Raw genomic sequence first — 17,228 nt, 5'->3', positions numbered from 1 at the left:
CAAGTAAAGTGCGGTCATGGCCGCGAACCAGGGCGAGCGCACCCGCCGCCGCCTCAGTACCGGGGAACGCCGCGAGCAGCTCCTCGCGGTCGGGGCGCGGCTGTTCTCGGAGAGCCCCTACGACGAGGTGTGGATCGAGCGGGTCGCCGAGATCGCCGGGGTCTCGCGCGGGCTGCTCTACCACTACTTCCCGAACAAGCGGGACTTCTTCGCGGCCGTCGTCGAGCGGGAGAGCGAGCGCATGCTGCGGATGACGGCCGCCGTGCCCGGAGTCCCGGTGCGCGAGCAGCTCGCCGCGGGCCTCGACACGTATCTGGAGTACGTCGAAGCGCACGCGCACGGATTCCGCGCCTTCCATCGCGCCGACGCGGCCGGTGACCAGGCCGTGCGCAAGGTCTACCAACAGGCCCTGGCCGCGCAGGAGAAGCAGATCCTCGCGGCGATGGCGGCGGACCCCGAGTTCGGCCCGGTCTTCGAGGAGCGGCCCGATGTAGCGCTGGCCGTGCGGGGCTGGCTGGCGTTCACCACCGCCGTCTGCCTGGAGTGGCTGAGAGGCCCGGACCTCTCCCGGGAGCAGGTGCGCGACCTGTGCGCCCGGGCCCTGTTGGGCGTCATCACGCCCTGAGTGTCGGGCGAACCGTACCGCCTGCACCTGCAAAGAGATGGCACAGGATCGGCGGGGCCGGTTGGCGTGCGGCCCGATCTTCTGTAGGTTAGGCAAGGCTTACCTAAGGAGGTCTGGGATGGGTGACAGCCAAGCGTGGACGGCCGCGCCTTCCGCGGCGGAGCGGGCCCGGTCGGTGCTCGACGCCGCGTGGTCCTGCGCGGTGACCGCGGAGGGCAGTCGCGAGGAGCTCGTCGGCGCGCACACCGTGGCCGAGGACGGCCGCGTCCTGCTCGACGTGCCGGAGGACAGCGCGCTCGTCGCGGCGGCGATCTGCGCCCCCCGCGGAGAGCCCGCCGCCGTCCTGGAGTTCGCCGACGTCGCCCCCGTACCCGTACGCAAACGGATTCGCGCCCGGCTCTGGCTGTCCGGCTGGTTCACCCCCGAGGAGGGCAAACTGGCGTTCCAGCCTACGCGGGTGGTGCTGCGGCAGCCGTCCGGTGCCGTGGTCGTCGACCTCGACGAGTTCGCCGCCGCCACGCCCGACCCGCTGGCCACCGCCGAGGCGCGGCTGCTCACCCACCTCGCCGACTGCCACCCGGACGCCGTGGAGCGGCTCACCCGCCTCGTCGACTCCGACAGCCTGCACGGCGCCGTCCGTGTGCAGCCCCTCGCCGTCGACCGGCACGGACTGACGCTGCGCATCGAACGCGCCCGCGCCCAGGCCGACGTACGGCTGCCGTTCCACCGGCCCGCCGACGACGTCGCACAGCTCACCGAACGCATGCACATCCTGCTCGCCCAGGCCAGTGCCGCCTCCTGCCCGCGCGCCCTACAGCGGCAGCGCACAGACGGCGACGGGTGACGCGAACGGCTCGCCGGCGAGGCGCAGTTCACCGCTGTCCTCGTCGACGTGGAAGACGCTGACGGTGCTCGACCGCTGGTTCGCCGCGAACAGCAGCGAGCCGTCCGGCGAGAGGGCGATCTGCCGCGGGAAGTCCCCGGACACCGGCACCGTGTCGAGCAGCCGGAGCCGGGCGCCGTCCGCCTCCACCGCGTAGCGCGCGAGGCTGTTGTGGCCCCGGTTGGCGAGATAGGCGTACCGGCCGTTCGCCGTCACCACGATCTGCGCCGGATAGCTGGTGCCCGAGCCCGTACCGGTGGACTGCTCCTTGCCGACGGTCAGCCGGCCCGTGCCGGGGTCGTACGTGCAGACCGCGACGGTGTTGTCGACCTCGTTGGCCAGATACGCGTACCGGCCGCCCGGGTGGAAGGTGAGATGACGCGGGCCCGCACCCGGCTGCGTCTGCGCCCGCGCGACCTCGGTGAGCGTGCCCGCCTTCTGGTCGAGGCGATAGGTGTACACGGTGTCCGTGCCGAGGTCCACGGCGAGCACATGGCCGCCGTCGGGGCTCGTGATGAACTGGTGGGCGTGCGGGCCCTCCTGGCCGGGGCCGGGCGGCGGACTCGAGTGCGTGACCAGCTCGGTGCGCTCGCCGAGCGCCCCCGAGGCGCCGATCGAGTGCACGGCGACGCTGCCCCCGCCGTAGTTGGCGCTCAGCAGCCAGCGTCCGCTCGGATGCACCGACAGATGGCAGGGCGCCGCCCCGCCGGTGCTCCGGCTCCCCAGAATCTTGCGGTCGGCGAGGCGGACGGCGGTCACGGCACCGTCGTCGCGCTCGTTGACCGCGTACAGCGTCCGGCCGTTCGGGTGCGGTGCCAGATACGACGGGTCGCCGATCCCGGTGATCGTTCCGGTGCCGGTGACGCGGCCCGTCGCCGGGTCGTAGGTGGCGAGGCCGATGCCTGTGCCGCCGCTCTCGACGGAGGTGTAGGCGCCGAGGTAGAGGGGGCGCGGGCCGGACGGCTCGCGGCTCTCGGTCTGGGCGCTCGGACGGGTCCCGGGAGTGGTCGCCTCGGGGGCCGCCGTGCCGGCCGTGTCCGCCGGGGCCGGCGCGTCGTCGCACGCCGTGGCCGCCGGGAGGGTCACGCCGGCGGCCGATCCCGCGAGGGTTCCCACGAATCGGCGCCTGCTCAGCCCACCACTGCCCATGTCCACACCTCAGGTCGTCGGTCGTCGTGGTCGCGACAGCCACCTTGGCGTGGACCACCCGTCGAGCGCAAGAAGAGCAACGATCGTTGCGCACAGTGCAACGAAGGGGGTGGCTGCGCACCGTCCGCGCGGGGCAGCGGGGTGCTACCAGTCGCCGTCCTGCACCGGCTTGCCCGGCGCGTCCTTGAGCGGCGTCACCTGGCCCGGTGAGGGCGCCTGCCAGGGCTCGTGGTCGTCGCCGAGCCAGTCGCCGACCGGCTTCACCGACCCCAGCGGGTCCGTGGGGGCGAGATCCTCGGCGTCCTGGTCGTAGTAGTCGAACCAGGGCAGCCCCGCGCGCGTGTACGCCGCCCGGTCCACCGGCGAGGGCGGGGGAGCCTCGCCGGTGATCCGACGCCACTCCGGGGGCGTCACCAGATGGACGAAGACCCGGCCTGCGGGGCCCTCGGACCAGTCCGACAGCGGCCGGTCGTCCTCGTAGACCTCCTGGCGCAGCGAACCGCCGACGCCCAGGCCCATCGCCGCGGCGGCCCGGCGCGCGGGACCGGCCACAGCGGCCGCGGGCGCCGGAACCCCGCCCTGCGGAGCGGGCGCCGCCATGGGCATGGCGGCACCGTAACCGCCGTACGAAGGCATCACCCGCGCCTGCTCCGCCCGGCGCCGCTCCTCCTCACGCCACCTCGCCAGCTGGGGCTCCTTCAGCGCGAACGACTGCAGCTGTACGCCGCCCCAGACCTCCTCGCCGGTCACCTGGCCCTCGACGGTCGCCCCGAGCCCCAGTGGCACGGCCACGAACTGGCGGACCGTGCCCTTCCCGGAGTTGATGCCGTCCAGCCAGGGCTGGCGGGGCAGTACGACGTAGTTCTGCGGCTCGCGGGACAGCCGGTCGCTCCACGGCTTCCCCGAGACCGCGCACACCTTGCCCACCCCGACCTGCAACGCGGCCGGCTCCGTCGTGCCCCCGAAGCTCAGCCACATCGCCTCGCGCAGGTACACCGGCAGCATCACACCGCCGCGCTGCCGCCATGCCTCGGGAACGCTGTCCGCGTAGTCCGCCACCCGCCGGACCGGGAACTCGCCGAGCCCCGGAGGCAGCGGGTGCGTGCCCGACTCGGGCAGCCGCAGCGTACGGACGAACCGCACCGCCACCCCGCCCGGCAGCCGCAGCGTGTTCCCGTCGATCCGTACGCTCGTGTCGGCCATCCGCCCGCTCCCTCGCTTCCGGCGCCGGCCCCGTCCCGGCGCTCCCTCACGAAGAACGCCCGCCGAACCCCGTGCGGTTCCGCCACAGCTGCTCCTGAACCCCCATGCGCTCGCGCAACCGGGTCAGGCGCGGCATCCGGGCGCGCTGCTCCTGCGACACGCGGTCCAGTTCCTCCAGCAGCCGGTGCGAGCGGTGCTCGGTGTCGAGCTCGTCGAGGATGCGGTTCACCTCGGTCAGTACGGCGCCGAGCAGCTGCCAGTGCCGGTCCTCGCGCTCGGCCTCCTCACGCAGCAGCAGGGCCAGCTTGTCGCGGGTGCCCGCCGCCGCGCGCAACTCGGCGGCGAGCCGGGACTCCGCCGCGTCGGCGTTGCTGCTGACATGGGTGGTGACCAGCACCGAGAAGCTGACCACCGCGTCGGCGATCTCCGACAGCAGCTGCTCCACGACGGCGCCGGTCTCCTTCGCGAACAGCGGCTCGGGCTCCCGCTCCTTCGCCAGGTCGGTGAGGGTGCGCGCGAGCACCCGCAGGACCACCGTGCAGATCTCCAGCGTGTCCAGTCCGGTGCGCAGCACCACCCGGTGCAGCAGGCTGTCGCGCACGCGCGGGTTGAGCCGCAGGCTGTCCTCGGCCTGCTTCAGCGCCGCGTCAACCTCGACGATGTCGTGGTCGAGCCGGCGCGCCTCGTGCAGCCGGGCAGCGGCCTGCTCGAACGGTGTGCGGCCGGCGGCCTCCTCGCCGATGCGCAGCATCAACTGCCGCAGCCGACGGGCCATGCCCTCCAGCGACTCACCGGCCTCCTCCACCCACACCGGTGGCGCGAGGAGCAGGTTGAAGCCGAGCCCGACCACCGCGCCGATCAGCGTCTCCAGAATCCGCGCCCAGGCCGTGTCCCCTACGGTCGTGACCCCGAGGACCAGCATCGCGCTGATCGCCACTTCGGGCACGTACTCGTCGACCCGCACCAGATGTCCGACCACCAGCGAGGCCACGATCAGCAGCGCCAGACTCCACCAGGTCAGGCCGACCAGGAGGCTGAAGGCGATGGCGACGAGGACGCCGGCCACCACGGAGTTCACCCGTCGGATGCCGTTGGTGAGCGTGGCGTACAGCGTGACCTGGACGACCAGCAGCGCGGTCAGGGGCGCGGTCAGCGGCGCCGCCTCGGGGCTCAGGCGCAGTGCGATGACGTACGCGATCGTCGCCGCGGCCGCCGACCGCAGCGTCTGGACCACCACCGGGTCCCGGCGCAGCTTCCCGAGCCGCTCCAAGGACACCGACCCCTCAGGTACCTCTCGCATCCTTGGGCTGTTCCCTTTCCACAGACGCTTCCCACACACTGCTCGCGGAACGTGACGGTCCGCGAGGAACCCCCAGACTGAGCGCAGCGGTCGTGGTGCGGCAAGGGGCCGGGCTGGTGATCATCGACACCCGCGCGACGCGAGGACGGACGGCCGACCGGGTCCGGGACTGAGAAAACCCCCGCCGTCACCCCCTGGTTGTCCGCACTCGGGGACGGAGGACCGCCGGATGGTCTTCGCCCCGGCCGGGGCGCAAGCCTTGGATCATGAAACGGCATCCGACCGGATCGGCACTGCCCCTCTTCATCATCCTCGCCGCCCTGACGACCGGCATCCCGGCCACTGCGGCACCGACCCCCACCACGGTCGTCGAGGCGCTCGACCGCGCCGCCCACCCTCCCCCACTCTCGGCTGCGCTCGAGCGGGGGGGACCCCCATCGGACCGTCGAACCGGTCGGCGACACCGGCGACCTGCGCCCCCTGCACCGGATGATCGGCGACGCGCGGGTCGTCGGCCTGGGCGAAGCCACGCACAGTTCGCACGACTTCCTGGCCCTCAAGGACCGCGTCTTCCGCCACCTCGTCGAGGAACGGGGCTTCCGCACCTTCGCCGTAGAGGCCCCCTGGAGCACCGGCCTGCGCCTCAACGACTATGTGCTGTACGGCAAGGGCGATCCGCGGCGCATCATGCGCGAGGAGTTCCAGCGGGACTACCTGTGGTGGAACAACACCGACTATCTGCGGCTCGTGGAGTGGATGCGCGCCTACAACGTCCGGCACCCCGGCGACCCCGTCCGCTTCATGGGCGACGACATCGCCTGGACCGGACCCGAGCTGTACGACGCCGTCGAGGACCACGTGGCCGACGCCGCTCCCGAGCTGAGTGCCCGCCTGGCCGAGCTCTACCGCGGACTGCGGCCGACCGTGCCGACCGGGGCGTACATCGAGCAGTATCTGAGCCTGCCGTACGCCGAACGCAGGGAGCGGGCGGCGCGTACGGGCGAGGCGCTGCGGCTGGTCGAGCGGATGGCCCCGGGTGCCGACCGTGCGGCGTACGACTGGGCGATCCAGCACGCGACGGTCATCGACCGGACCGCCCGGCAGTACGCCTTCGACTTCGAGGACCCCGCACAGATCGCCGAGGCCATGCGCTACCGCGACGGGGCGATGGCCGCCAACGTGGGGTGGTGGCAGCGGCACACCGGCACCAAGGTGCTGCTGTCGGCGCACGACAACCACGTCGGCTATGTCCCGGAGGAACCCGCCGAGAACCCGAAGGTGCAGGGCGCGTTCCTGCGCGACCTCCTCGGCGCGGGCTATGTGAGCGTGGGCCTGACCTTCGACCGCGGCTCGTTCAACGCCACCGGCAGTGACGACGAGGTCGTGCGCCGCTGGACCCTGGGCCCGGCGGGCCCGGGCAGCAACGAGGGGACCCTCGACCGGGTGCGGCACCGCGACTACGTACTCGACCTGCGGACCGCCGCAGCTCCGGCCCGTGACTGGCTGCGGCAGGCGCGCCCGACGCGCAGCATCGGCACCGCCTACCCCGACGGCCCGCACGACATCGCGCTCGCCCGCAGCTACGACGTCCTGATCCATCTGCACCGGGTGGAGGCGGCGCGGCTACGGGACCGATAGCCGCCCGGATCCCGTCAGACGTACAGCTTGTCGAGGAAGGCGGTCAGATTGCCCGTGGTCCGGGCGATCTGCTCCTCCAGCGTCAAACTCTCCTCGAAGCGGCTTCCGGACTCCAGGTTCTTCTTGCCGCGGATGTACAGCGAACAGGCGAGGTCAGTGCACATGTACAGACCGACCGAGTTGCCCTCACGACCCGCCGTGCCCGCCTTGCGGGCCGTCATCAGCGAGACGCCGCCGCCCGGATGCGTCGTCAGGCAGAGGGAGCACATACTGCGGTGCAGGAAGCCGCGCTGCGAGGACGGGAAGCGAAGAGTGACGCCCACCGGCCGCCCCTCCCGCTCGGTGACCAGATGGCTGCGATCGGGGGCTCCCGGATCCCGCCAGCCGAGGAAGTCGAGATCGTCCCAAGGGCGTTCGTCGAGATCGCGGGGGAGGGACAGGCGCTTGGCCTCGCCTTTCGAGCAGTTGACGAAAGAGTTGCGGATGTCCTGCTCGGTGAGCGGCTTCATGGGAGTCTCCTGGAGCGTACGGGCGTTGGACCGACGAAAACCTAGGGGGTCTAGGTTCAAGGCTAGGGTAGGCAGCTCAATGAGGGGGAGCCAGTGAATTTCGGCCCTGTCGGGTCGCCTCGGGCCCGGGCGGCCCTACGGCATGTCGCGGCCACTTCCGCGGGGCCTGCCGTCGACCCCGACGTGCGCATCACCCTCAACTTCCACCCGGACCGGCTGGCGCGGGGCGCGCCGATCCTGCGCGCGTTGGCCCTGGACGGCACCTACCACTCCCAGTTCGTCACCGGCACCAGCAACGGCGGACTCACCGCCCATCCCGGTGGCGACCGCCGGCGCTGGGAGAGCCGGATCTTCGGCGGGGTGTACGACGACGCGGACGCGCACGAGCGGCCCGTGTACGGCGCGCTGAACTTCCGCCGCCAAGTGGTGGGCGCCGCCCCACGGTTCGGTTCCTCGCACTTCAGGCTGAACGGTGCGGCACTCGCCCGCGCCACCTTCTGCTACCCCGACAGCGCCGCCGAACCCACCGACTTCGGAGTCGCCGCCGGCATGCACCTCATCGCGCTCGCCGAGGCCGACGAACTGGACGCCCTCAACGATTACGTCGAGGCCCAGGTCCACGGCGGGGTCGTCCTCGCCCGTGACGTCGAGGCTGTCGTCCTGGACGCCGCCTACCGCGGCACGCCCGTCGAGGCCGCGGCCCGTCTGCTGCCGTTCCCGGTCGAGTGGCACCCCGGCTACCGGCTCACCGTGGCCGACCTGCACCGCCACGCCGACTACCGAGGCCGGGAGTACGCCGAGCTCGGCGCCCGCATCGCCGAGGACGGCCGTATCGACCCGCGCGTCATCGGCGACGCGGCGCGGACCGGCTGTCATGACCTCCAGGACCTGAAGATGGTGTGGCACACCCTCGCCCGCTTCGGCGCCCCTGAGGGTGCGGGGACCGCCTACTCCGGTCCCTCCGCGGCGGCCGGCGCCGGCGGCCACACCCCGGCAGCCAGCACGCCCAGCGCATAGGCGCGGGCGACCAGTTCCGTGCGGTTCGTCGCGTTCCAGCGGGCCGACAGGCGTCGCAGGTGGTAGTTGACGCCGTCCACGGTGAGGCCGGTGTCGCGGGCGGCCTGGGCGGTGGTGGCGCCGCCGGCGAGCAGGGCCAGGATGTGTGCCTCCATCGGCGCCGCCTTCGCGGGCCGGCGGCGATGTGGCTCGCTTTCGTCCAGGACGCGGAGCATCACCAGCAGCGCCGGCGTCTCCTCGACGGTGTCGCTCACCGGGTCCGCCGTCAGCTCCCCGTACCGCTCAGCACCGTCGGGCGCCGGCCAGCGCACCGAGACCTGGTACCGCGACCGGTGCCGCAGCCGCAGTGCCTCGGCGATGCGCTCCACCTGCGTCGCCTCCTGCGGCCGGAACAGCTCCAGTACCTCCCGGCCGCGCAGCCGCCCCGGGGTCGTACCGCACTCCGCCGCCATCGCCGGATTGGCCAGCAGGACCGCGCCGTACACATCGCAGACCGCGATCGGCACCGAGACGCGGTCGAAGACCATCAGGGCGCGGTTGCGCCACACCACGGCCTCCGGGTGAGTCCAGTCCATCAGCACCTCCGGTTCCTCGGCGCAAGAGCGACGCCCATCCATGCACTACACAATCATGTAGTGCGGGGGTGCGGGCGGCCGGGGGCCGTCGATCACGCTGGACCGCAGTAGTCCCGTACCGCGAAAGGCAGTTGTCGCGCCATGCCCCCCACCGCGTTGCACCCGCAGACCCTCGACACCCTCCCCGGCGTCCCCGTCGTCGACATCACCGCCGTCGGACCCGGCCGCACTCCGATCCAGCAGGTCATGGAGCTGATGCGGGAGCACGGGCCGGTGCTCGTGCGGCGGCTGCACGGGCGGGACACGCTGTTCGCCGCCGACCTGGACCTGGTGGCCGACCTCGCGGACGAGAAGCGGTTCGCCAAGCATGTGGGGCCCGCCCTGGAGAACGTCCGGGAGTTCGCCGCCGACGGCCTGTTCACGGCGTACAACGACGAACCGAACTGGGCCAGGGCGCACGACATCCTCATGCCCGCCTTCGCGCTCGGCGCGATGCGCACCTACCACCCCGTGATGCTGAAGGTGGCGCAGCGGCTCATCGGGTCGTGGGACCGTGACGCCCGTGCCGGACAGCCGGTCAACGTTCCCGACGACATGACCCGCATGACCCTCGACACCATCGGGCTCGCCGGCTTCGGCTACGACTTCGGGTCCTTCGAGCGGGCCGAGCCCCATCCCTTCGTCGAGTCGATGGTGCGTTGCCTGGAATGGAGCATGAACCGCCTGGCCCGCGTCCCGGGCCAGGACTACTCCGCGGCCGACGCGGCCTTCCGGGACGACGCCGCCTACCTCGCCCAGGTCGTCGACGACGTCATCGCCTCCCGCGCCGGCACCGACCAGCGTGCCGCCGAGGACCTCCTCGGCCTCATGCTCACCGCCGAGCACCCGCAGGACGGCACCGGCCTCGACGCCGCCAACATCCGCAACCAGGTCATCACCTTCCTGATCGCCGGCCACGAGACGACCTCCGGCGCGATGTCCTTCGCGCTGTACTACCTCGCCAAGCACCCGACGGCGCTCCAGCTCGTGCAGCGCGAGGTCGACGAGCTGTGGGGCGACCGGACCGACCCCGAGCCGACGTACGACGAGGTCGGCAAACTGACGTACACCCGCCAGGTCCTCAACGAGGCGCTGCGGCTGTGGCCCACGGCCGCAGCCTTCAGCCGCCACGCGCTGGAGGACACGATGCTCGGCGGCCGTGTTCCGCTGCGCGCCGGGCAGTCCGTCACCGTCCTCGCCCCGATGCTGCACCGGCAGCCGGTCTGGGGCGACAATCCCGAGCTGTTCGACCCCGCCCGGTTCGCGCCCGAGGCCGAGGCGGCGCGGTCGGTGCACGCCTTCAAACCCTTCGGTACCGGTGAACGTGCCTGCATCGGGCGGCAGTTCGCGCTGCACGAGGCGACCATGCTGCTGGCGATGCTGGTCCACCGCTACCGGCTGCACGACCACGCCGACTACCGCCTCACCGTCAAGGAGACCCTGACCCTCAAGCCCGACGGCTTCACCCTCACCCTGACCCCGCGCACCCCTGCCGACCGCGTGCACACCCCGCTGCCCGGCGCCGCCCCCGCCGCCACGCAAGCCGTCTCCGACACGGCCGCCCTTCCCGCCCGCGTCCGCCCCGGCACCAGCGCCCTGTTCCTGCACGGCAGCAACTACGGCACCTGCCGCGACTTCGCCGCCCAGCTCGCCGACGAGGCCGCCGCCCTCGGCTGCGAGACGCAGATCGCGTCCCTCGACGACTACGCCGGCGGCCTGCCCACCGACCGCCCGGTCGTGATCACCGCCGCCTCCTACAACGGCCGCCCCACCGACGACGCCACCGCCTTCGCCACCCGGCTGGAGGAGGCCGCCGACGCCACGGACGTCACCTACGCCGTCCTCGGCGTCGGCGACCGCAACTGGGCCGCCACCTACCAGCACGTCCCGACCCGCTTCGACGACCGCCTCGCCGAACTCGGCGCCACCCGTCTGATCGACCGCGCCGCCGCCGACGCCTCCGGCGATCTCACCGGCGCGGTACGGGACTTCACGGTCAGGCTCCGCACGGCGCTGCTGGAGCGGTACGGCGACCCGGACGCCACCGCACCGGCCGACGACGAGCCCGCGACGGGGTACGAGGTCCGCACCCTGACCGGTGGCCCCCTGGACGCCCTCGCCGAACGCCACGGCCTCCTCCCCATGACGGTCACCGAGGCCCATGACCTCACCGCACCCGGCCACCCCCGCCGCAAGCGCTTCGTCCGCCTCGCCCTACCGGACGGCGTCACCTACCGCACCGCCGACCACCTCACCGTGCTGCCCGGCAACGCGCCGGCCCTGGTCGAGCGAGCCGCCGCCGCGTTCGGCGTCGACCCCGACACGGTCCTGGACATCCGGGCCACCCGCCCCCGCCGGGACGGGCTCGCCATCGACCGGCCCCTGACGGTACGCCAACTCCTCACCCACCACGTCGAGTTGCAGGAGCGCCCGAGCGCCGCCCAGCTGTCCGTGCTCGCCGCCGCCAACCCGTGCCCGCCGGAGCGCATGGCGCTGGCGGACCTGACCGACGACCCGCGCACTCTCGTCGAGGTGATCGAGGACTTCCCGGCCCTGCGGGGCGCCCTGGACTGGCCGACGCTGCTCGACCTCCTCACCCCGCTGCGCCCCCGCCACTACTCCATCTCCTCCTCGCCCGCCGTCGACCCCGGCCACGCGGACCTGATGGTGTCCCTGCTGGAGGCTCCGGCCCGCTCGGGCAAGGGCCTCTACCGAGGCACCGGATCCGGACACCTCACCACCGTCCAGCCCGGCGACACCGTGTACGCCCGTGTCCAGCCGTGCCGGGAGGCCTTCCGGATCGACGGCCCCGAACCGGTCGTCATGGTCGCGGCGGGTACGGGCCTCGCCCCGTTCCGCGGCGCGATCGCCGACCGTACGGCGGCACGAGCGGCGGGCGCCGAACTCGCCCCCGCTCTCTGCTACTTCGGCTGCGACGCCCCCGACGCCGACTTCCTGCACGCCGACGAACTGCGCGCCGCCGAAGCCGCCGGCGCGGTCGCGCTCCGCCCGGCCTTCAGCGCCGCCCCGCAGGACGGCGTGACTTTCGTCCAGCACCGCATCGCCGCCGAGGCCGACGAGGTCTGGGAGCTGCTCGACGCGGGCGCCCGGGTGTACGTCTGCGGGGACGGTTCGCGAATGGCTCCGGGAGTGCGGGAGGCGTTCCGTACGCTGTACCGGGAGCGCACGCCGGGCGCCGACGACGAGGCGGCCGGGCGGTGGCTCGACGGGTTGATCGCGGACGGCCGTTACGTCGAGGACGTGTACGCGGCCGGCTGACCGAAGAAGAGGGGTGGGCGCACGGTGGTGGACTCCTGGGAGCGGGCCCGGCAGGTCCTGGAAGCGGCGGGCCTTCCGCCGGGGCACCTCGCCCACCTGCGCCCGCTGTCGGGCGGCACGTACAACACGGTCGAGGAGCTGGTCCTCGTCGACGGGCGTCGCTATGTGCTGAAGGTGCCGCCCGCTCCGACCCTCCCGTGCATGACACACGAGCGCGAACTCCTTGTGTCCGAGGCCGAGTTCTACCGTGCGGCCGCGAAGGCGGACGTAGCGGCGCCGCGTGTGGTGAGCCTCGGGAAACATCTCCTGATGACCGCCTGCCCCGGCGAACCCTGGAACGGCTCGCTCACGGACACCGAGAAGACCGCTCTGCGCACGGAGTTGGGCCGTCAGGTCGCCCGACTGCACACCGTCACGGGGCCGGCCTTCGGCTATCCCTCCGGCGCCCTCGGGCCGCTCGCCCCCGACTGGCGCACCGCCTTCACGGGAATGATCGACGCCGTCCTCGACGACGCCCGCCGCTACGAGGCCCGGCTGCCGCGCCCCGCCGACGCCGTCGCCCGTACGTTCCGGGCCGTCTACGACGCGCTCGACGAGGTCACCGTCCCGCGCCTGGTCCACTTCGACCTGTGGCAGGGCAACATCCTGGTGGACCGTGCGTCGGGTCAGGCCCGCATCGGCGGGCTCATCGACGGGGAGCGCATGTTCTGGGGCGACCCGCTGGCCGACTTCGTCTCCTTGGCGCTCCTGGGGGACATCAAGAAGGACGAGGCGTTCCTGGCGGGGTACCGGGAGGCCGGAGGGCGGGCCGACTTCGATGTACCGGCCCGACTCCGCCTGGCCCTCTACCGCTCCTACCTCTACCTGATCATGCTCACGGAGACGGTCCCCCGGGCGGTCGACGCCGCACAGGACCGCTGGGTCCAGGAGGCGGTCGCTCCGGAACTCCTGGCCGCACTGGCCGAGATCGAGGACCTGACGTCGTAGTTCACAATGGGGGGCGGTTCGAACAGGGTGGGGAACAGGGCTGGTCCGAAGGGAGCCGCATGGCGGGGCGGAACGGGCGCACGGTACGCGATCTCAGACGGGGCAACCGTACGGCCGTACTGCGGCGCCTCTACTTCGACGGCCCCCTCAGCCGCTTCGAACTCGGCCCGGCGACCGGACTCAGCTCCGGTTCCGTCAGCAATGTCGTCGCCGAGCTGATCGCCGACGGCCTGGTCGAGGAGGCCGGCAGCGTCGACTCCGACGGCGGCCGCCCCCGCATCCTGTTGCGCGTGGCTCCCGGCAGCGGTCACATGATCGGCGTCGATGTCGGCGAGACCCGGGTGCGGATCGGGCTGTTCGACCTCACCCTCACCGAACTCGCCCGCGCCGAAGGGCCTCTGGCGCGGCAGCGGTACGCGGTGGAGGACATCGCCGGCCATGTACGCGACGGCATCGCCGAGGTGCTCGCGGGCGCCCGCATCAGGCCCGAACGGCTCCTCGGCGTCGGGATCGGCGTCCCCGGCATCGTCGAACACACGCCGCGGCAAGGTGCCGTGGTGCACGGGCAGACGATCGGCTGGGACGCGGTACCGCTGGAGCGGCTCCTGCGTGACGGCTCCGAACTCCCGGACAGCGTCCCGTACTTCATCGACAACGGTGCCAGGACCCTCGGCCTGGCGGAGATGTGGTTCGGCGGCGGACGCGGCGCCCACAGCGCGGTCGTCGTGCTCTTCGGCTCCGGCATCGGCGCCTGCCTGGTCACCCCGGAGGCGGAGCACGGGCGGGCGGTGGAGTGCGGGCATCTGACGGTACGGGTCAGGGGGCGCCGCTGCCGGTGCGGGGCGCTCGGCTGCCTGGAGGCGTACGCGGGCGCCGAGTCGCTGCTGGAACGCTGGCGCGAGGAGGGCGGGAGCGTGCCCGAGGACGCCGACGAGGAGACCGCGCTGGCGGCCATGCTGGCCGGCGCCTGTCCGCCCGGGGGCGGTGCGGCCGACCCGGTGGCGCTCGGCGTACTGGAGGAGACGGCCGAGTACGTGGGCGCGGGCCTGTCCGACCTGATCAACCTCTTCCAGCCCGAGCGCATCCTGATCGGCGGCTGGGCGGGTCTCCGGCTCGGCGCCCACCTCCTGCCCGCCGTACGCCGGCACGCGGCGTCGTACGCCCTGCGGTATCCGGCCCGGAAGGTCACCGTCGACCTGGGCAGGCTCGGCCCGGACGCGGTCACCGTCGGTGCCGCGATCCTGCCGCTCACCGACTTCTTCGCCCGGGGCGGCCGCCGCCCCGAGCCCGTGCCCGAGGAGCCGTCGCCCTCCTGGCGCACGGCCCTGGCGGAGCGGGTGGCGCCCTGAGGTTTCGCCGCTGGTGGGAACGGTACTCGCGGGGCTCACGACGACCTTGGACGATGCGAGGGACGATGCGAGGGAGGTGCACCATGACCGACGAACGTCGCGCGCCGCAGGACAGGACCCGCGAACCCGTGCCGCGGGATCTGCCGGACCAGCAGGCGAACCCGGAGGAGGACCCGTGGGAGGTGTCCGTCGAGCCCGCGGACGACAGCACCGAAGGGGACGACGTCCCCGACACGGACCAGGCGGGCACGGGCCGGCAGGGCGCGGCCCGGTCGGGCACGGTCCACCCGGAACATCCGGCACCTCAGGAGCCGTCCGACTGAGACAGGCCCCCTCCGGCTGAGACAGTCCCCCTGGGCCAGATCCCCGGGTCAGGGCGTGGGTCAGCCCACCTTGCGGCCCCGCATCGGCTCCGTCGGGGCCCCCTCGCCGCGCTGCATGCCGTGCAGGAACTCCTCCAGCACCTCGGGCGCCGTGCGCTCCGGGCGCCAGCCCAGTTCCGTGCGGGCGCGTGTGCAGTCCATCAGCGGCAGCCTGAGCACCGCGTCGAAGAGGTGCGGGGAGGCGGGCAGCAGGTGCAGCCCCCACGCCGCGGCGATCGCCGAGCGGGCCGCCGTGGGCGGGAGCCGGACCGGGCGGGCGCCGAGCATCTCGCCCAGCAGGGCCGCGTCGACCGGGGGCTCGGCCGCGAGGTTGAACGCACCATGGACGTCGGACCGCACGGCGAGCAGATACGCCTCGGCCGCGTCGTCCGTGTGCAGGGCCTGCACCCGCAGACCCGGAATGTCGGGCAGGAACGGCAGCAGCTCCGGGCGCGCCAGCGGCCCCGGCAGGAAGCGGCCGCCGAAGATACGGCGCTGCTCGCTCGCCGACTCCCGCTTGAACAGGAACGCCGGCCGCATCCGGACCACACGCACCCTGGGGTGGGCCCGGTCGAAGGTGTCCAGCGTCCGCTCCAGGTAGGCCTTCTCCCGGCAGTACGCGGCGTCGGGCCAGCCGTGTGTCGGCCACGACTCGTCCACGGCGTCGTCCTTCGGCCCCGGCGAGTACGCGCCGACCGACGACGCGTGCACCAGCGTCGGGACCCTCGCCGCGGCCACCGCGTCGAAGGCCCGGATGCTGCCCAGCACGTTCGTCCGCCAGGTCACGGCCGGATCGTGCGTGGGCTGGAACGCCCAGGCCAGATGGATGACGGCATCGGCGCCCTCGAACAGGGGCACCAGGTCGGCCTGCTCGGACGCCAGGTCGACCGCCGCCCAGTCCGTCTTCGGCGGCGACCACTCGGGAGTCCTGCGGGCCAGCCCCAGCACGGAGTCGACCTCCGGATCCTCCGAGAGGAGCCGTACCACGCTCGTACCGACATTGCCCGTGGCACCGGTGACCACGATCCTGCGGGCCGGTTCGCTGCTCACCTGCGGCTCCTTACGGGAGTGGGGGCGGGAGCGTCCGAGTACCCCGTCCGAGGCGCCCGCACGCTCCGGACCCCGCGCTACGCGGCGAACGCGTTCACGCCCGTCAGCTCCGCCGACAGCTGCCACAGCCGTGCGGCCTGCTCCGGATCGGTCGCCCAGCCCTTGACGCCGCTGCGCTCGTCGCCGTCGGCGGCGGGTTCGGCGATGTCGCAGTCCTCCAGATAGACCCCGCCCATGCCGTCCAGCCGCGGCGAGGTCGCGGCCCACACCTGCGTGGCCGCGCCCTGCGCCGGGCTCTTGAAGCCCTCCGGGGCGAGCACGTTGCCCTGCTCGTCGATCCATCCGCGCGCCACCATCTCCTCCTTCGGGAGGTGGCGCTGCAACGGGGTGAGGATGCCGCCCGGGTGGAGCGAGAAGGCCCGTACCCCGTGGTCGGCGCCGAGCTGGTCGAGGTGGACGGCGAACAGGACGTTCGCCGTCTTCGCCTGCCCGTACGCCTCCCACTTGTCGTAGCCCTGCCGCCAGTGGACGTCGTCCCAGCGCATCCCGGAGAAGTGGTGGGCCCGTGAGGACACCGAGACCACGCGGGCGCCGCCCGGCTCGATCGCCGGCCACAGACGGTTGACCAGGGCGAAGTGGCCGAGGTGGTTGGTCGCGAACTGTGCCTCCCAGCCAGGTCCCACCCGGGTCTCCGGGCAGGCCATGATCCCGGCGTTGCCGATCATGAAGTCGACCGTGCGGCCGGAGGCGAGGAACCGCTCGGCGAAGCCGCGCACGCTCTCCAGGTCGCCGAGGTCCAGCTCGTCCACCTCGACGCCGGTGAGGCCGGCCAGCGCCTCCTCGGCGGCGGCCCGGCGGCGGGCGGGGACGACGACATGGGCGCCCGCCTCGGTGAGCGCCCGGGTGGTCTCCAGACCGAGGCCCGAGTAGCCGCCGGTGACGAGGGCGAGCTTGCCGGTCAGGTCGATGCCGTTCAGGATGTCGGCGGCGGTGCTCGTGGCGTCGAAGCCGGAGCCGATCTTGTGCTGTGCGGTGCTCATGCCGGGGACGCTACGACTGGGAGTGCTCTCGAAGTCAAGCCGAGCCGTGGGCACGCGCCCGGACAGGAGAAAGCCCCGACCGGACGGGGGAGTGCCGGTCGGGGCGGTCAGTGGTGGGTGCGGATGGCGGTCGCCTCTCGGCGAAACGCTCCACAGGGCTTCAGCCGAACGATCGTCCCTGTGGGCAAAAGGTGAGGCCCGGGGACACTGTCCCATCCGCACC

15 protein-coding genes are annotated in these 17,228 nt (G+C 72.9%); 8 read left to right on the top strand and 7 right to left on the bottom strand.

Annotated elements, in window-relative coordinates; translation table 11 throughout:
• Positions 1 to 16: 16 nt before the first annotated feature.
• The gene (locus QQM39_RS01995) at positions 17 to 625 is read left to right on the top strand and encodes a TetR/AcrR family transcriptional regulator (RefSeq protein ID WP_301994833.1); all 609 of its coding nucleotides are present in this window, start codon (positions 17 to 19) and stop codon (positions 623 to 625) included.
• A 118-nt stretch (positions 626 to 743) separates the two neighbouring features.
• Positions 744 to 1,469, top strand: coding sequence for a DUF2470 domain-containing protein (locus QQM39_RS01990; RefSeq protein WP_301994832.1), 726 nt, complete (start codon positions 744 to 746; stop codon positions 1,467 to 1,469).
• On the opposite strand, the gene QQM39_RS01985 is transcribed toward QQM39_RS01990, so the two are convergent.
• From QQM39_RS01985 to QQM39_RS01975, 3 genes are all read right to left on the bottom strand, one after another.
• Entirely contained in the window at positions 1,437 to 2,657 is a 1,221-nt protein-coding gene (locus QQM39_RS01985) for a lactonase family protein (RefSeq protein WP_301994831.1), read from the bottom strand. The genes QQM39_RS01990 and QQM39_RS01985 overlap by 33 nt on opposite strands.
• A 144-nt stretch (positions 2,658 to 2,801) precedes the next feature.
• Complete coding sequence (locus tag QQM39_RS01980) at positions 2,802 to 3,860, bottom strand: hypothetical protein (protein ID WP_301994830.1); 1,059 nt, start codon at positions 3,858 to 3,860, stop codon at positions 2,802 to 2,804.
• A gap of 46 nt (positions 3,861 to 3,906) precedes the next feature.
• Positions 3,907 to 5,160, bottom strand: a complete 1,254-nt coding sequence (locus tag QQM39_RS01975) for an aromatic acid exporter family protein (protein WP_301994829.1) — start codon at positions 5,158 to 5,160, stop codon at positions 3,907 to 3,909.
• Positions 5,161 to 5,649: 489 nt separating this feature from the next.
• Between QQM39_RS01975 and QQM39_RS01970 the strand changes: the two genes are divergently transcribed.
• The gene (locus tag QQM39_RS01970) at positions 5,650 to 6,798 is read left to right on the top strand and encodes an erythromycin esterase family protein (protein ID WP_301994828.1); all 1,149 of its coding nucleotides are present in this window, start codon (positions 5,650 to 5,652) and stop codon (positions 6,796 to 6,798) included.
• 14 nt (positions 6,799 to 6,812) lie between these two features.
• On the opposite strand, the gene QQM39_RS01965 is transcribed toward QQM39_RS01970, so the two are convergent.
• On the bottom strand, positions 6,813 to 7,307 hold the full coding sequence (locus QQM39_RS01965; RefSeq protein ID WP_301994827.1) for an FBP domain-containing protein: 495 nt from the start codon (positions 7,305 to 7,307) through the stop codon (positions 6,813 to 6,815).
• Between the two features lie 93 nt (positions 7,308 to 7,400).
• Between QQM39_RS01965 and QQM39_RS01960 the strand changes: the two genes are divergently transcribed.
• A complete protein-coding gene (locus tag QQM39_RS01960) occupies positions 7,401 to 8,324 on the top strand; it encodes a DUF3626 domain-containing protein (protein WP_301994826.1) in 924 nt (307 codons plus the stop codon).
• Here QQM39_RS01960 and QQM39_RS01955 read toward each other — a convergent pair.
• Positions 8,255 to 8,899 carry a PAS domain-containing protein gene (locus tag QQM39_RS01955; protein WP_301994825.1) on the bottom strand — a complete coding sequence of 215 codons (645 nt, stop codon included), beginning with the start codon at positions 8,897 to 8,899 and terminating at the stop codon, positions 8,255 to 8,257. The two genes, QQM39_RS01960 and QQM39_RS01955, sit on opposite strands and share 70 nt — an antisense overlap.
• Positions 8,900 to 9,040: 141 nt before the next feature.
• Here QQM39_RS01955 and QQM39_RS01950 point away from each other — a divergent pair, with 141 nt between their 5' ends.
• From QQM39_RS01950 to QQM39_RS01935, 4 genes are all read left to right on the top strand, one after another.
• Complete coding sequence (locus QQM39_RS01950; RefSeq protein WP_301994824.1) at positions 9,041 to 12,217, top strand: cytochrome P450; 3,177 nt, start codon at positions 9,041 to 9,043, stop codon at positions 12,215 to 12,217.
• Between the two features lie 24 nt (positions 12,218 to 12,241).
• Positions 12,242 to 13,204, top strand: coding sequence for a phosphotransferase family protein (locus tag QQM39_RS01945; RefSeq protein WP_301994823.1), 963 nt, complete (start codon positions 12,242 to 12,244; stop codon positions 13,202 to 13,204).
• A 59-nt stretch (positions 13,205 to 13,263) separates the two neighbouring features.
• Complete coding sequence (locus QQM39_RS01940) at positions 13,264 to 14,553, top strand: ROK family transcriptional regulator (protein ID WP_301994822.1); 1,290 nt, start codon at positions 13,264 to 13,266, stop codon at positions 14,551 to 14,553.
• 83 nt (positions 14,554 to 14,636) lie between these two features.
• Positions 14,637 to 14,876: a hypothetical protein gene (locus QQM39_RS01935; RefSeq protein ID WP_301994821.1), complete on the top strand. Its 240-nt coding sequence runs from the start codon at positions 14,637 to 14,639 to the stop codon at positions 14,874 to 14,876.
• Positions 14,877 to 14,936: 60 nt separating this feature from the next.
• On the opposite strand, the gene QQM39_RS01930 is transcribed toward QQM39_RS01935, so the two are convergent.
• Both QQM39_RS01930 and QQM39_RS01925 read right to left on the bottom strand, forming a co-directional pair.
• Complete coding sequence (locus QQM39_RS01930; RefSeq protein ID WP_301994820.1) at positions 14,937 to 15,965, bottom strand: SDR family oxidoreductase; 1,029 nt, start codon at positions 15,963 to 15,965, stop codon at positions 14,937 to 14,939.
• A 77-nt stretch (positions 15,966 to 16,042) separates the two neighbouring features.
• Positions 16,043 to 17,005, bottom strand: coding sequence for an SDR family NAD(P)-dependent oxidoreductase (locus QQM39_RS01925; protein WP_301994819.1), 963 nt, complete (start codon positions 17,003 to 17,005; stop codon positions 16,043 to 16,045).
• Positions 17,006 to 17,228 lie beyond the last annotated feature (223 nt).

The sequence above is a fragment of the Streptomyces sp. DT2A-34 genome, assembly GCF_030499515.1.
Taxonomy (GTDB): Bacteria; Actinomycetota; Actinomycetes; order Streptomycetales; family Streptomycetaceae; genus Streptomyces.
The sequence above is the reverse complement of the archived record's forward strand: the minus strand, read 5'-3'. Positions and strand labels throughout refer to the sequence as shown.

What these genes read in the sequence shown, in the direction of transcription:
- QQM39_RS01985 (WP_301994831.1), bottom strand. Translation starts at nt 2,657, where the DNA reads ATGGGCAGTGGTGGGCTGAGCAGGCGCCGATTCGTGGGAACCCTCGCG.
- QQM39_RS01965 (WP_301994827.1), bottom strand. Translation starts at nt 7,307, where the DNA reads ATGAAGCCGCTCACCGAGCAGGACATCCGCAACTCTTTCGTCAACTGC.
- QQM39_RS01935 (WP_301994821.1), top strand. Translation starts at nt 14,637, where the DNA reads ATGACCGACGAACGTCGCGCGCCGCAGGACAGGACCCGCGAACCCGTG.
- QQM39_RS01995 (WP_301994833.1), top strand. Translation starts at nt 17, where the DNA reads ATGGCCGCGAACCAGGGCGAGCGCACCCGCCGCCGCCTCAGTACCGGG.
- QQM39_RS01925 (WP_301994819.1), bottom strand. Translation starts at nt 17,005, where the DNA reads ATGAGCACCGCACAGCACAAGATCGGCTCCGGCTTCGACGCCACGAGC.
- QQM39_RS01975 (WP_301994829.1), bottom strand. Translation starts at nt 5,160, where the DNA reads ATGCGAGAGGTACCTGAGGGGTCGGTGTCCTTGGAGCGGCTCGGGAAG.
- QQM39_RS01990 (WP_301994832.1), top strand. Translation starts at nt 744, where the DNA reads ATGGGTGACAGCCAAGCGTGGACGGCCGCGCCTTCCGCGGCGGAGCGG.
- QQM39_RS01980 (WP_301994830.1), bottom strand. Translation starts at nt 3,860, where the DNA reads ATGGCCGACACGAGCGTACGGATCGACGGGAACACGCTGCGGCTGCCG.
- QQM39_RS01970 (WP_301994828.1), top strand. Translation starts at nt 5,650, where the DNA reads ATGATCGGCGACGCGCGGGTCGTCGGCCTGGGCGAAGCCACGCACAGT.
- QQM39_RS01955 (WP_301994825.1), bottom strand. Translation starts at nt 8,899, where the DNA reads ATGGACTGGACTCACCCGGAGGCCGTGGTGTGGCGCAACCGCGCCCTG.
- QQM39_RS01940 (WP_301994822.1), top strand. Translation starts at nt 13,264, where the DNA reads ATGGCGGGGCGGAACGGGCGCACGGTACGCGATCTCAGACGGGGCAAC.
- QQM39_RS01950 (WP_301994824.1), top strand. Translation starts at nt 9,041, where the DNA reads ATGCCCCCCACCGCGTTGCACCCGCAGACCCTCGACACCCTCCCCGGC.